At 75.3% G+C, this 15,247-nt stretch carries 8 protein-coding genes; all 8 read left to right on the top strand.

The window, feature by feature from the left end; all coding sequences use genetic code 11:
- Entirely contained in the window at positions 1-1,338 is a 1,338-nt protein-coding gene (locus tag ABRQ22_RS18400; RefSeq protein WP_353707770.1) for a DUF58 domain-containing protein, read from the top strand.
- Entirely contained in the window at positions 1,338-3,839 is a 2,502-nt protein-coding gene (locus ABRQ22_RS18405; RefSeq protein ID WP_353707771.1) for a transglutaminase-like domain-containing protein, read from the top strand. Before ABRQ22_RS18400 ends, ABRQ22_RS18405 begins: the two co-directional genes overlap by 1 nt.
- Entirely contained in the window at positions 3,836-5,515 is a 1,680-nt protein-coding gene (locus ABRQ22_RS18410) for an RDD family protein (protein ID WP_353707772.1), read from the top strand. Before ABRQ22_RS18405 ends, ABRQ22_RS18410 begins: the two co-directional genes overlap by 4 nt.
- Positions 5,512-6,369 carry a protein phosphatase 2C domain-containing protein gene (locus ABRQ22_RS18415; protein ID WP_253055089.1) on the top strand — a complete coding sequence of 286 codons (858 nt, stop codon included), beginning with the start codon at positions 5,512-5,514 and terminating at the stop codon, positions 6,367-6,369. Before ABRQ22_RS18410 ends, ABRQ22_RS18415 begins: the two co-directional genes overlap by 4 nt.
- Positions 6,366-8,015, top strand: a complete 1,650-nt coding sequence (locus ABRQ22_RS18420) for an FHA domain-containing protein (RefSeq protein WP_353707773.1) — start codon at positions 6,366-6,368, stop codon at positions 8,013-8,015. The genes ABRQ22_RS18415 and ABRQ22_RS18420 overlap by 4 nt, the downstream gene beginning before the upstream one ends.
- Positions 8,012-9,823 (top strand): protein kinase, encoded by a 1,812-nt coding sequence (locus tag ABRQ22_RS18425; protein ID WP_353707774.1) that lies wholly within the window; start codon positions 8,012-8,014, stop codon positions 9,821-9,823. The genes ABRQ22_RS18420 and ABRQ22_RS18425 overlap by 4 nt, the downstream gene beginning before the upstream one ends.
- Positions 9,820-10,521, top strand: coding sequence for a hypothetical protein (locus ABRQ22_RS18430; protein ID WP_253055092.1), 702 nt, complete (start codon positions 9,820-9,822; stop codon positions 10,519-10,521). The genes ABRQ22_RS18425 and ABRQ22_RS18430 overlap by 4 nt, the downstream gene beginning before the upstream one ends.
- A gap of 123 nt (positions 10,522-10,644) precedes the next feature.
- Positions 10,645-15,123 (top strand): FtsK/SpoIIIE domain-containing protein, encoded by a 4,479-nt coding sequence (locus tag ABRQ22_RS18435; protein ID WP_253055093.1) that lies wholly within the window; start codon positions 10,645-10,647, stop codon positions 15,121-15,123.
- The last annotated feature ends 124 nt before the right edge of the window (positions 15,124-15,247 follow it).

The following is a 15,247-nucleotide window of genomic DNA, read 5'->3' on the forward strand; positions in this document are numbered from 1 at the left end:
ATGAACGCCTCACACGGCCCCTCGACCGGCCGCCCGAGCACCCGCTCGAGCAGCCCGAGCGGCAGGACCGGCACGCCACCCGCGTCGTCGGCCCTCGCCGGACTGCTCCGACCCCTCGCAGCGCCCCTCGCCCGGGTCGCGGCGCCGATCGGGCGCGCGCTGGCGCCGGTGACGAGGGCGGTCGAGCCGGTGACGTCGGCGGTCAGCCCGTTCGGCTGGGCCGCGCTCGTCGTCACCGTCGGGGCGTGGTGGGCCGGGCTCGCCCTCTCCTGGCTCGAGCTGCTGGTGGTCGCGATCCTGCTCACGGTGGCGCTGCTCGCCGCGGTCGCGTTCGTGCTGGGCCGCTTCCGCTACGCCGTCGTGCTCGACCTCGCGCAGCAGCGCGTCACGGTCGGCGACCGCGCCGTCGGCCGGCTCGACGTGCGCAACGACTCGGGCCGGCCGCTGCTCCCCTCGGTCATGGAGCTGCCGGTGGGGCAGGGCATGGCGACGTTCCCCGTGCCGCGCCTGCGTCCTCAGGCGAGCCACGAGGAGATCTTCACGGTGCCGACGCACCGGCGCTCGGTGATCTCCGTGGGACCCGTGCGCTCGGTGCGGGCGGACCCGCTCGGTCTGCTGCGCCGCGAGGTCGTCTGGACCGAGCCCGAGGAGCTCTTCGTGCACCCGCGCGTGAAGAACCTCTCGGGCTCGTCCACGGGCTTCCTCAAGGACCTCGAGGGCCGCGTCACGACGGACATCTCCAACTCGGACGTCTCGTTCCACGCGCTGCGCGACTACGTCCCGGGCGACGACCGCCGGCACATCCACTGGAAGACGACGGCCCGCACCGGGCAGCTCATGGTCCGCCAGTTCGAGGAGACCCGCCGGTCGCACCTCGCCGTGCTCCTCTCGACGCGTGCCGAGGACTACGCGCACGACGACGAGTTCGAGCTCGCCGTGAGCGCGTGCGGGTCGCTCGGCCTCCAGGCGATCAAGGAGGACCGCGGGGTCACCGTCCTCGTCAACGACGGCAACCTGCGCGGCGACCACCGCACCCGGCTGCTCGACGACCTCGCGCGCGTCGAGACGCGCGCGCAGCGGACGTCCCTCGTGGACGTCGCGCGCGTCGCGGGGCTGACGATCAGCGACGCCTCGGTCGTGGCCTTCATCGTCGGCAGCAGGGTGACGCCGACCGAGCTGCGGGCGGCGTCCGCCCGGCTTCCCCAGGACGTCCGCGTCATGGCGATCCAGTGCGTCCCCGGGGCCTCGCTCAGCCGGCACGCCATCGCGGAGCTCGTCGTCCTCACCATCGGCGAGCTCGGTGAGCTCCCCCTCGCCCTGCGGAGGCTGAACGACTGATGAGCGCTCCCAGCACCACGACGCGCGGCTCGCGCCGCGCCACCCCGGTCGGCACGCCGCCGCCGTCCTCGGGCACCTCGCAGCGCAACACGACCCGGCTGCGCGGGGCCGACACCCCGCGTGCGCTCACGGCCCTCGGGGCCGTCGACGCGCTCGCGCTCGTCCTCGTCCTCGGCGCGGTCGCCGTCGGGTTCGGGCCCGTGTGGGGGTCCACCGGGTACCTCCTCCCGGCCGCGGGGGGCGCCGTCGTCGGGCTCCTGGTCGCGTGGCTCGGCGCCTGGCGCCGGTGGTCCGCCGCCACGGTCCTCGTGGTCGCGGTCGTCGCGTACCTGCTCTTCGGTGGCGCGCTCGCGCTGCCGGCGGACGCGATCGGCGGCGTGGTCCCGTCGCTGCAGACGATCACCGACCTGCTCCGTGGCGCCGTCACGGGCTGGAAGGAGTTCGTCACCACGGTCCCGCCGCTGCACTCCTTCCCGGAGCTCGCGGTGGTCCCGTACCTCCTCATGCTCGCGACCGCGCTCCTCGCGGGGACCATCGCGTGGCGCGCGCGCCGTGCCGAGTGGGCGCTCGTCCCCGTCGTGGTCGCGTTCGTGGGGGTCATCCTCCTCGGGACCGTCATCGCGGCGTTCCCGGTGGTGCAGGGTCTCGTCGTGGGCGGCGTGGGCCTGCTGTGGGCCGGGTGGCGGGTCACGGCCGCGCGCTTCGGGGCGCACCAGATCACGACCGAGGCGAGCAAGGCCGCGACGCGGCGGCTCTGGTGGCACCGCGTGCGCACCGGCGCGGCGATGCTGGTCGTCGGCGGCGTCGCCGCGGCGTTCGCCGCGCCCGTGCTGCTCCCGGACGCGCCGCGCACCGTGCTGCGCGAGACGGTCGTGCCGCCCCTCGACCTGCACGAGTACGTGAGCCCGCTCACGGCGTTCCGCAAGTACGCCAAGGACATGCGCGAGGACGAGCTGTTCACCGTGCAGGGGCTCCCGGCAGGCGCCAAGGTCCGCCTCGCCGGTCTCGACACGTACAACGGCGTCGTCTACGACGTCTCCAGCGGGCTGCCCGGCTCGGGCGTCTACACGCGCGCGGGCGAGGAGATCGCGACCGTCGCGTCCGGGACGCCGACGCGCGTCGAGGTCCAGGTCGGGGACTACACCGGCGTGTGGGTGCCCGACGTCGGCACGCTGGAGGGCATCACCTACGGGGGCGACCGCGCGCGCGAGCTCGGCGAGACCACGTACTACAACTCGACCACGGGGACCGCGCTGACGACCGCCGGGCTGCGACCGGGCGACTCGTACACGCTCGACACGCTCGTCACGGTCGAGCCCACGGAGGACGACCTGCGGGCGGGCGCGATCGACCAGTCGATCGAGGTGCCGAGGCCGCCCAAGGACGCGCTGCCCGCGTCGCTCGCGGGCAAGGCCGCGCAGTTCATGGGGGAGGAGACCGAGCCCGTCGACCAGCTCTTCGCGCTCCGCGACGGCCTCGTGGCCAGCGGCGTCTTCTCCAGCGGGCTCGACACCCAGCCCCCCTCGCGTCCGGGCCACTCGGCGGAGCGCATCGACACGCTCCTCGCGGACGAGGAGATGGTGGGCGACGACGAGCAGTTCGCGGTGGCGCTCGCCCTCATGGCCAACCAGGCCGGCATCCCCGCGCGCGTGGTCATGGGCTTCTACCCCGACATGGAGAAGAACCCGCTCGAGCCGGGCGAGCCCTTCACCGCGACCGGGACCGACGTGCACGCGTGGGCCGAGGTGCCGTTCGTCGGCTACGGGTGGGTGCCGATCACGGCGATCCCCGACGAGGACAACAAGATCCAGCCGGAGCCCAAGAGCCTCCAGGTGCCCAAGCCCCCGATCCTCGAGGACCCGGAACCTCCGGAGGAGCCCGCCGAGGCCGAGGCCGGCAAGGTCGACGACGAGGAGAAGGAGAAGGCCGAGAGCGACGGCTTCGACTGGGGCCAGGCGGCCCTCGTCGCCGTCGCCGTGGTGGTGCCGCTCGCGCTCCTCGCCCTGCCGGTGATCCTGGTGCTCGCCTACAAGGCGCGTCGCCGGGCGCGGCGCCGCGCGGCGGCACGTCCCGTCGACCGGGTGAGCGGAGGCTGGCGCGAGGTCCTGGACACCGCGACGGACCTCGGCACGCCCGTCCCCGCCGGGTCCACGCGACGCGAGGGCGCCGGCCTCCTCTCCCAGGCGTACGGCGCGACGGCGACGATCCCGCTGGCGCACCGCGCCGACGCGACCGTCTTCGGCCAGGGCGAGCCGACCGAGCAGGAGATCGAGGCCTTCTGGGCGGACGTGGACACCGTCGTCGGGGGGCTACGCTCCTCCGTGAACCGTCGGGCCCGCGTCCGCGCCGCACTCTCGCTGCGGTCGGTCCGCGCGGCCTCCGGTTCGTCGGGTCTGCGCCGGTGGCTGCCCGGCCGCCGCGCCGGCACGAAGGGTGGCGCCGCGCCCCCGGCGGCAGGGTCGTCGTCGGAGCCGACGAGACGACAGGGAGACGAGTCATGAGCGACGTGACGTGCGCCGCGTGCGGGTCCGCGCAGTCCGCGGGGTCCGCGTTCTGCGCCGTGTGCGGGCAGCCCTTCCCCCGGACGGGTCGCCCGGTCGCCGAGCCGGCCGCCGGCCCGGTCGGCAGCGTCCAGGCCGTCGCCGCGCGCGCGGGGGCGGACCTGCCGTACGCGGCCGCCCCGCACTCGGCGCCGGACACCACGACGGAGCCCGAGGTCTACGCGGCGACCCAGAAGGCGTTCGGCCCGGCCGTCGCCGCGCCGTCGGCGTCCTCGCTCGCGACCGCCCCGTTCGCGGGGAGGGGACGGCGGTTCCTCGCCTACGTGGTCGACGTCGCCGTCCCGGGCCTCGTCGCGCTGGTGGTCGTCGTCGCGGGCCTCGCGATGGTCGGGACGCCGCTCGGCAGCGTCCAGGTCGTGACGCAGGACGAGGCCGCCGCGCTCTTCGGCAAGATCCTCGTGGTCTACGTCGTCGCCGGGGTGCTCGCGCTCGCGTGGTGGGTGGGCGTCTGGTTCTGGGAGGGCTCGACGGGCAAGACGCTCGGCAACCTCCTCACCGGCATCCGCACGGTCGACGCCGGGACGCGCGAGACGGTCGGCTTCGGCCGGGCGGCGCTGCGCTGGATCATCGTCGGCGTCGTGCCCCTGGGCGGGATCCTCGTGGTCCTGCTCAGCCCGGGCTTCGACTCCTCCGGCCGGTCGCAGGGGTGGCACGACAAGGCGGGCCGCTCGCTCGTGCTCGACGTGCGCGGTGTCACCCCTGCGTCCTCGTCGCCCTCCGGCTACGAGGGCGTGGCCACGCTCATGGCCGGTGCGCCCGCGGGTGCCTCCCACGGCGCCGCCGGGACCTACGCCTCGGCGCCCCAGCCCGGCTACGCCCCCGCACCGGCTCAGCCCGGGTACGCCCCCGCACCGGCTCCGACGGGGTACGCGCCCTACCCACCCGCCCCGCTGGGCGGCCAGGGTCCTGCGGCCCCGGCGGCTCCAGGAGGCACGGCGTCGTTCGCCCCGTCGGCGCCGTCGGCGCCGTCGGGTCCGGCGCCGGCCGCACCCGTCCCGGACCCCTGGGCCTTCCCGTCCTCCGCGGCGCCCGCGGGCGACGGACTGATCACGGGCGTCCCGGGCGTCGGGAGCGGGTCGACCCCGGCCGCGCCGCCGGTCCCCGCCACGCCCGCGCCCGCCGCTCCGTCGGCCGCTCCGCCGGCGGCGACGTCCCCCGCCCCCGTGGTGACGCCCGCGACCCCCGCACCCGCCGCCGCGCCCACGCCCGAGCCCGCCGAGGCGGAGTGGGACAGCACGCGCATGACGGCGCGGGACGTCCGCGCCATGGACCCCGCACCCGACGTCTCGGTCGTCATCGAGCTCGAGTCCGGAGAGCGTCGTGCCGTCGACCGCCCGACCCTGCTCGGCCGCAACCCGCAGGCGCCCGACGACGGGCCGTGGAACCTCGTCGCGGTCGACGACCCCACCCGGTCCGTCTCCAAGACCCACGCCGAGCTCCGCGTGGACCCGAGCGGCCTGTGGCTCACGGACCGCGGCTCCACCAACGGCACCGTCGTCTCGGTGCCGGGAGCCCCGCCGCGCGTCGCCGAGCCGGGGACCCGGGTGCGCGTCCCCGTCGGTGCGACGATCCACGTCGGGGACCGCCGCATCGTCGTCCACCCCGGTGCCGCATGACGACCGAGCTGCCGGCCGAGGTCCACCTCGCCTGGGGCGCGGCGTCGCACCGGGGCGCGCGCCGGCTCCTCAACGAGGACCGGTTCCTCGTCTCGCGCTCCGTCTTCTTCGTCGCCGACGGCATGGGCGGCCACGAGGCGGGCGAGGTCGCGAGCGCGACCGCCGTCGAGGCCCTCCGACCCCTCGCCGACCTCGACGTCGTCACGCCGGACGAGGTCCGCGAGCGGATCACGGTCGCGCAGGAGAACGTGCAGGCCATCGTCACCGAGCCCGGCCGGGGGGCGGGCACCACCGTGACCGGCGTGGTCGTCTCGGAGCAGGACGGGAACCCGTACTGGCTCGTCGTCAACGTCGGCGACTCGCGCACGTACCACCTCGCCGGCGGTCGTCTCGAGCAGGTGAGCGTCGACCACTCGGAGGTCCAGGAGATGGTCGACGCCGGGCTGCTGACGCCCGCGGAGGCCCTTACGCACCCGCGGCGGCACGTCGTCACGCGCGCGCTCGGCTCGCGCAACGCCCCGCAGGTGGACTTCTGGTACCTGCCGATCGAGCGGCACGACCGCGTCCTGGTCTGCTCGGACGGCCTGACGGGCGAGCTCACGGACGAGCGGATCACGGAGGTCCTGCTCTCCACGCCCGACCCGCAGGCGGCCGCCGAGCGCCTGGTCCACGAGGCCATCGCGGCCGGGGGCCGGGATAACATCACAGTCGTCGTCGTCGACGCGACGGGCGTGTCCGACGACACGAGCGGCGGGAGCACGACGCCGCGCGACCACGCCGCGGCACCGGGTCCGGTCGTCGACGAGGACACGCTGCCCAGGGATGTTCGTCTCCAGATCGGGGGTCTGACGTGACGCTGCGCTACGTCACGGGAACCGCACGCGCCGTCGTGCGAGGCGGCACGGTCGTCGTGCTGCCGGGTCCGGTGGAGGCCTCGCTCGTCGAGCAGGTCTGGGACCAGCTCGGCACCGACGCAGGGGTCGTCGAGGTGCTCCAGGTCCTCACCGGCGCCTTCGGCTCGAGCCTGCGGACCGTGCCGCCGTTCGTGGTGGCGGTGGTCGCGGACCGTCGCGTCCACGTCGCCGCGCGCGGCCGGGTGACCGTGACCCTCGAGCTCGACGGCGGCGAGCGCGTGCGGGTCGAGGGTGAGGGCGTCACGACCTGGTCCGAGCGCGTCCTGGACGACGTCGTCGAGCTGCTCGTGCGCTCCGACACCGGTGTCGTCGGCACCCTCGACGAGGCGCCCGCCGGGGAGCCCCTGCTCGGGGACGCGGCCACGCTGCCGCTCGTCTCCGGCGTGGTCCTCGCGGGCGCCGTCGCGTGGCCGCTCGTCGAACGCCCCGCCCGGCCGGCTGCCGCGGACCTCGTGGACGACGACGCGCCCGTCGCCGAGCCCGCGCCGACCGACCGGCCCTCCTGGGGCTCGGCCGCCGAGCCGACAGCGGTGGAGCCCGAGTCCGTCCCCGTGCCGGCCGCGCCGCCGCTCGGCGCGACGCTCCGCCTCCCCGAGGAGACCATCGCGCCCGAGCCGGAGTCCGACGTCCCGACCCCGCCGGTGCTCGCGGACGAGCCCGCGGCAGCGGTCGAGGCGCCCGAGGCCGCCGCTCCGGAGGAGGACGACGACTACTCGCACCTGTGGGGGTCGACCATCCTGCGGACCGTCGAGGATGCCGCGGTGCGCACCGAGGACGACGAGGAGCACGACGAGCCGGCACCCCCGGACGCCGTGACCCCGCCCGTCCCGCCGGCCCCGGTCGCGGAGGAACCGCCCGTGCCGTCGCCGGTCCCGTCCGGCGACGGGCTCATCGCCGGCGTCCCGCGGGAGTGGACGGGCGCGACGCCGGCCGCGGCGCACCGCGCCGCGACGGTCCTCGACCCCGACGGCGAGCCCGCCGAGGCCGAGGGAGAGCCCGGGCTCGACCACGACGGCCACACCGTGCACTCGTCCGCCATCGCGGACCTGCGCGCGGCCGCGCAGGACGCGGGCGGGGCCGCTCCGGTGCCGCCGCCGCCGTCGTTCAGCGCGCCGCCCGGCCCGGGACAGCAGCAGATCCTCGCGCGGACGTGCGCGCAGGGGCACGCGAACCCGCCGTCGCGGGACGCGTGCGCGCTCTGCGGCGGGCCCCTCGAGGGCGACGCCGCGCTGGCGGTCCGCCCGCCGCTCGGCCGCGTCGTGGTGTCGACCGGGCAGACGGTCGAGCTCGACCGTCCTGTCGTCGTGGGCCGTCGGCCGCGCACGCCCCGGTCGCAGGCGGCGGAGCTGCCCCGCCTGGTGACGGTGCCCAGCCCGCAGCAGGACATCTCGCGCTCGCACCTCGAGATCACGCTCGAGGGGTGGCACGTCCTCGTGAGCGACATGGCGACGACCAACGGGACCACGCTGCTGCGCGCGGGCCAGCCGCCGCGACGCCTGCACCCGTCGGAGCCGGTCCTCGTCGTCGACGGCGACGTCGCCGACCTCGGCGACGGCGTGACCCTCGTCTTCGAGGGGATCCGGTGAGCACCAAGCGCGCGCCGTCCCCGCCGCCGGAGATCAAGGGCTTCGAGTACGTCTCGCTGGTCGGCTCGGGCGGGTTCTCCGACGTCTTCCTGTACCAGCAGCAGCGCCCCCGCCGGCGGGTCGCGGTCAAGGTCCTGCTGCACGAGTGGTCCAGCCACTCGCAGCGGGCGGCGTTCGACGCCGAGGCCGACCTCATGGCGACGCTCTCGACCCACCCGTCGATCGTCACGATGTACGAGGCGGACATCGCCGACGACGGGCGCCCGTACCTCGCCATGGAGTACTGCTCGCGCCCCAACCTCGGCGCGCGGTACCGCACCGAGCGGCTCTCGGTCGCCGAGGCGCTGCGCACGGCGGTCCAGATCGCGGGTGCCGTCGAGACGGCGCACCGCGCGGGCATCCTGCACCGCGACATCAAGCCGGCGAACATCCTGGTCACCGAGTACGGCCACCCGGCGCTCACGGACTTCGGCATCTCCTCGACGGTCGACGACGCCGCGCGCGCCGAGGGTATGTCGATCCCGTGGTCCCCGCCCGAGTCGTTCGCCGAGCCGCCCCGCAGCGGGATCGCGACCGACGTCTGGGCGCTCGCGGCGACGACGTACACCCTGCTCGCGGGGCGGACGCCGTTCGAGGTGCCCGGCGGCTCCAACTCGAGCGCCAACCTCATCTCCCGCATCGAGACCTCGCCGCTGCCCCCGACGGGCCGCACGGACGTCCCGGCCTCGCTCGAGCGCGTGCTCGCGACGGCGATGGCGAAGAACCCCGGGTCGCGCTACCCGACGGTCCTCGCGTTCGCGCGCGCCCTCCAGCAGGTGCAGAACGAGCTGTCGTACGCGGTCACCCCGATCGACCTGCTCGACGACTCGGGCCACGTGCAGGAGGAGGAGCCGGACGACGACGCCGGGACCCGCCTGCGGCAGGTCGTGTCGATCGATCCCTCGGGTCCGGGCGGGACGTCGTCGGGGCCCGTCGCCCCGAGCCGGCCGACCCAGCCCACGACGCCGCTGCGGCCGGGTCAGCCGGGCGCGCCGTGGCCCGGCCAGACCGTCGCGCCAGGACCGGCCGCCCCGCAGCAGCAGCCGGGACCGCGCGCCCCGCAGCAGCCCTACGCGCCCGCGGCCTGGAACCAGGGCGCGCCCGCGCAGACCGCGGGCACCGCACCGACCTCCGTCGTCGGCGCCGGCGGGCACGCGCCCGTCGCCGAGCTCACGGACCCGTCCCGGATGTACCCCGGCGCCCGGCGCCCGGGGGCCTGGGGCCAGCCGCCCGTCGAGGACACCGTCCACCGGCCCACCGGGCCGGAGGACGGCGGACCGGCCGCCGCGCCCGCGGAGGAGCGGTCGGGCCGCGGCGCGCTGTGGGCGACGCTCGCCGGCGTCGTCGGGGTCGCGGTCGCGGTCGGCGGGTTCTTCCTGCTGCGGCCGGACGCCCCCGTGGACGACACGGACACCGGCGGGGGCGGCGAGGAGACGGCCGCCACGGACGACGACTTCCTGCCGTCGGACAACCTCGGCGACCTCGTCCCGCCCGTGAACGATCTCGTGGGCACCTACGACCCGGCGCGCGAGGTCGCCACGTTCACGTGGCGGTACGACTCGGACAAGGCGCAGGACGGCGACTCGTTCGCCTGGAAGAAGCTGGACCCCATCGAGGAGACCCCCTACAAGGAGATCTTCGACGAGACGACCGTCGAGCTCCGGGCGAAGCCGGGCGAGAAGGTCTGCATCGAGGTCGTCGTGCTCCGGGACGGTCGGCCGTCAGCGGCGCCCGGGAAGGTGTGCGTGACGGCGGAGGGAGCGGCGTGAGCGAGCTCGCGGTCGAGTTCTGCGGGGAGTGGTTCCGCCCGTCCGTGGACGGGGACCCGTTCGACATCGGGCGGGACGGCGACCTCGCGATCGAGGACAACCCGTACCTGCACCGCCGCTTCCTGCGCATCTCGCACGAGGGCGGCATCTGGTGGCTCGCCAACGTCGGGACGCTCATCTCCGCGACGGTGTGCGACTCGGGTGGCGGGGTGCAGTCCTGGCTCTCGCCGGGCAACCGCCTTCCGATCGTCTTCCCCACGACGTCGATCGTGTTCACGGCCGGGCCGACCACGTACGAGCTCACCGCGCAGCTGCACGGGGCGCCGTACCAGGAGATCCGCTCCGAGGACACGGAGTCGGGCGGCGCGACGACCATCGGCATGATCACCTTCACGACGAGCCAGAAGCAGCTCATCGTGGCGCTGGCCGAGCCGATGCTGCGACGCGACGGCACCGGCCTGTCGGAGATCCCGTCGTCGGCCGCGGCCGCTGCCCGCCTGGGCTGGGCGACGACGCGCTTCAACCGCAAGCTCGACAACGTGTGCGACAAGCTCGACCGGATCGGGGTCAAGGGCCTGCGCGGCGGGCCCGGAGCGCTGGCGACGAACCGCCGTGCGCGCCTCGTCGAGTACGCGGTGGCGTCGCGCCTCGTGACCTCGGCCGACCTGCCCCTGCTCGACCTCACCGACGACGGCTGACCCCGCGGGTCCCGGCGGGCGCGCCCGACGCGCGCCCCGCCCGGTCGCGCCCTCCGCGGCGCCGCCGACCGTCGCGGCCTCCCACCTGCCCGTCCCTCTCCCCGGACCTGAACAGGAAACTCCGTGCGAATCAAGCTCACGCTGCACCGCCCTGACGCCAGCACGACCAACGTCGCCGTCACGGCGGACGCGACGGCCACGGTGCGCGACGTCGCCGAGGCGCTGTTCGCGGGCGACCCCACCCGGTCGGGCACCGCCGTCCCGGACCGGCTCACGCTCCAGGTCGGCACCGCGCCGTCGGGGTCCGGGCAGGGGCGCGTGCTGTCCCCGACGAGCGACCTCACCGAGGCGGGGCTGCGGTCCGGGTCGACGGTGTCGATCGTGCGCGTCTCCGAGCAGTTCGACGCTCCTGGGCAGGACCGCGGCGCGGCCGTCGCCGTCCTGCGCGTGCTCGAGGGGCCGGACGCGGGGCGCGAGTTCCCGCTGCCCGTGGGGACGAGCTACCTCGGCCGCGACCGCAACATGGACATCCGGCTGAGCGACCCGCAGATCTCCAAGCGGCACGCCCGCCTCACGGTCGGCGAGACGATCGAGATCACGGACACCAACTCGGCCAACGGGCTCGTCATGGGCGGCCAGCGCATGACGCGCTCGACGCTCACGTCGTCGGACACGGTGACGATCGGCAGCACGGTCGTGTCCGTCGTCGCGCTGCACCGCACGACGAGCCTCGCGCCGACGAGCCCGGTCGTCGAGTTCAACCGGTCCCCGCGCGTCGTCGCGCGCTTCCCCGAGCGCAAGCTCAAGGCGCCCAAGCCGCCGCAGCCGCCGGAGCCGCAGCGCTTCCCCTACCTGGCCATGGTCGCGCCGCTCCTCATGGGCGCGATCCTCTACTCCGTCACGCGCAACGTCCTGTCGATCGTCTTCGTCGGCCTGAGCCCGATCCTCATGCTCGGCAACTACCTCGACCAGAAGGTGCAGGCGAGGCGCAAGCTCAAGGCGCAGCGCGAGCAGTTCGAGGCGGGGGTCGTCGCGATGCGCGAGACGATCGACCGCACGCACGCCGTCGAGCGCGCGGTGCGCCTCTCGGAGGCTCCGTCCGTGGGTGACACGGTCGACGCGGTCCGGAGGCTCGGCGGGCTGATGTGGACGCACCGCCCGGAGCACGACGCGTTCCTGACGGTCCGCATCGGGCTCGGCGCCGCGCCGTCGCGCACCCAGCTCGAGCAGCCGGGCGAGAACAACACGCTGCCGGAGTACTGGAACGAGCTGGAGAAGCTGCACGCCCAGTGCGCGACGATCTCGGGCGTCCCGGTCGTCGCGCGCCTGCGCACGGACGGCGCGCTCGGCGTCGCCGGTGCGGGGTCCGCGGTCGACGCCGTCGCGCGCGGGATCCTCGTCCAGCTCGCGGGCCTGCACTCGCCGTCGGAGCTCGTGCTCGCGGCCATGACGTCGCAGCGCTCGCGCGCCGACTGGGAGTGGCTCGAGTGGCTGCCGCACACCGGGTCGCCGCACAGCCCGCTGGGTGGCGACCACCTGGCCGACAACCCGGGCGCCGCGCAGGCGCTGCTGTCGCAGCTCGAGGACCTGGTCGAGGCGCGCGGGGCAGATCTCGACACGCACGCCGAGCTGCGCGGGCCGATCGACCCCGAGGAGGGCGAGGACACGCCCAAGCCGGTGCTGCCGACCGTCGTCGTGCTCGTCGAGGACGACGCCCCGGTGGACCGCTCGCGCCTCACGCGCCTCGTGGAGCGCGGCGCGGACGCGGGCGTGCACGTCGTCTGGGTCGCCCCCTCGGTCGAGCAGCTCCCGGCCGCGTGCCGCACGTTCGTCCTCGTGGACACCGTCGACGCCGCGGCCGCGCCGGGTGCCACCGCGGGCGCCACGAGCGGCGAGGTCCGGGTCGGCCGCCTGTCGTTCCCCGTGGCGTGCGAGACGGTCGACCTCGCGACGGCCCACGAGGTGGCGCGCATCCTGGCCCCGGTGGTCGACGTCGGCGCGCCCGTCGACGACGACTCCGACCTCCCGCGCTCGGTCTCGTACCTCACGCTCGCGGGTACCGCGCTGGCCGAGGACCCGGGCCGCCTCATCGACGCGTGGCGCGAGAACGGCTCCCTGACGCCGCGCGACGGCTCGCCGCCCGTGCGGCGCAAGGCGCCGACGAACCTGCGCGGCCTCGTCGGGCACTCGGGGACGGAGCCCCTCTACCTCGACCTGCGCACGCAGGGCCCGCACGCGCTCGTGGGCGGGACGACCGGTGCGGGCAAGTCGGAGTTCCTCCAGTCCTGGGTGCTCGGCATGGCCGCCGCCCACAGCCCGGACCGCGTGACGTTCCTCTTCGTCGACTACAAGGGCGGCGCCGCGTTCGCGGACTGCGTGCACCTCCCGCACACCGTCGGCCTCGTCACCGACCTGTCGCCGCACCTGGTGCGCCGCGCCCTCACGTCGCTGCGCGCCGAGCTGCGCTACCGCGAGCACCTGCTCAACCGGAAGAAGGCCAAGGACCTCGCCTCGCTGGAGCGGACCGGCGACCCCGACGCGCCGCCGAGCCTGCTCATCGTGGTCGACGAGTTCGCGGCCCTCGTCAACGAGGTCCCGGAGTTCGTCGACGGCGTCGTGGACGTCGCCCAGCGTGGTCGCTCGCTCGGCCTGCACCTCATCCTCGCGACGCAGCGTCCGGCCGGCGTCATCAAGGACAACCTGCGCGCGAACACGAACCTGCGCGTCGCGCTGCGCATGGCCGACGAGGACGACTCGACGGACATCCTCGGCATCCCGATGGCCGCGCACTTCGACCCGTCGATCCCGGGCCGCGGCGCCGTGAAGACCGGCCCCGGGCGCATCACGCCGTTCCAGACCGGCTACGCGGGCGGATGGACGACCTCGCGCCCCGAGCGGCCCCGCATCGACGTCCAGGAGATGGCGTTCGGCTCCGACATCCGCTGGGAGCTGCCCGAGCCCGAGGTCGAGGAGGTCACCGACCCGGGTCCCAACGACATCGCCCGGGTGGTCGCGACGATCTCGCGGGCCGCGACGGAGGCCGCGGTCCCGATGCCGCGCAAGCCCTGGCTGGCCGAGCTCGCCCCGACCTACGACCTCGCGCGCCTGCCCAACCCGCGCACCGACACGATGCTCCTCCTCGGCGTGGAGGACGACCCGACGACCCAGGCGCAGCCCACGGTCTTCTACGAGCCCGACCGCGACGGCAACATGGCGATCTACGGCACGGGCGGCTCGGGCAAGAGCGCGACCCTGCGGACGATCGCCGTCTCCGCGGCGATCACGGCGCGCGGCGGCCCCGTCCAGGTCTACGCGATCGACGCGGGCGCGAGCGGCCTGCGCATGCTCGAGGACCTGCCCCACGTCGGCGCGGTCATCGCGGGCGACGACGAGGAGCGCGTCCAGCGCGTGCTGCGCACGCTGCGCGACCTCGTCGACGAGCGCTCGGCCCGGTACGCCTCGGTCCGTGCGGGCAGCCTCGACGAGTACCGGCGCCTCGCGAACGCCCCCGACGAGCCGCGCATCCTGCTGCTGGTCGACGGGATCGGCGCGTTCCGCGAGTCCTACGAGTTCCGGCCCGCGCACGCGTTCCCCGTGTGGGGCGCGTTCACGGCGATCGCGACCGACGGCCGCCAGGTCGGCGTGCACGTCGTCGTCGCGGGCGACCGCGCGGCGTCGGTCCCGACGTCGCTGGGGTCGACGATCCAGAAGCGGCTCGTGCTGCGCCTGGCGAGCGAGGACGACTACCTGACGCTCGGCGTCCCCAAGGACGTCCTGTCGCTCACGTCCCCGCCCGGTCGCGGTGTGCTCGACGAGAACGAGGTCCAGATCGCGGTCCTGGGCGGCGACCCGAACGTGGCGCTGCAGGCGCGCGAGCTGGGCAAGCTGCGCGACGCGATGACGCGCCTCGGCATCCAGCAGGCGCCGGGCGTCGAGCGGCTGCCCGACAGCTTCGCGCTGGACACGCTGCCCGAGGTCACGGGGGGCCGGCCGACCATCGGTCTCGACGACCTCGACATCGCCCCGGTGGCGCTGCCCGCCCGGGGGACGTTCATGCTCTCGGGCCCGCCCGGGGGCGGTCGCACGACGGCGCTCGTCACCATCGCCCAGGCGGTGCGCCGGGCGCGCGCGGGCCGGGTCGTGTACCTCTCGCCGCGTCGCACGAGCATCTCGGCGCTCGACGCGTGGGACACGGCGGCGACGTCGCCCGAGGAGGTCGTGACGCTCCTCGAGTCGCTCACGCAGGCGCTCGACGGCGGGTCGCTGCGGCCCGGTGCGCTCACCGTGCTCGTCGAGTCGGTGACGGAGTTCACGGGGACGCCGGCGGAGCAGCCGCTCGTCGCGTTCGTGCGGGCCGCCACGCGTGCCGAGCAGCTCGTCGTGGGCGAGGCCGAGTCGTCGACCTGGGGGCAGGCGTGGGCCATCGCGCAGCCGTTCAAGGCGGGTCGCAGCGGTCTGCTCCTCACGCCGGGCGACCTCGACGGCGACACGTTGCTCGGGACCGGTCTCGGCCGGATCCGGCGCGCGGACTTCCCGCCGGGACGAGGCTTCCTCGTCGTCTCCGGGAGGGCGCGCAAGCTGCACGTCGCGCTCCCGCGGTAGCGACGTGACGCCCGTGGGGACCTCATGGGGACACCTCCCCATCGACGGGGCTCGCGGGCCGATGGTTGAGTAGGGCCATCGACAACGGGACGACGTCCACGCAGGGTGGGGGTCGAGACACAGA

The organism is Cellulosimicrobium sp. ES-005, from assembly GCF_040448685.1.
Taxonomy (GTDB): domain Bacteria; phylum Actinomycetota; class Actinomycetes; order Actinomycetales; family Cellulomonadaceae; genus Cellulosimicrobium; species Cellulosimicrobium cellulans_G.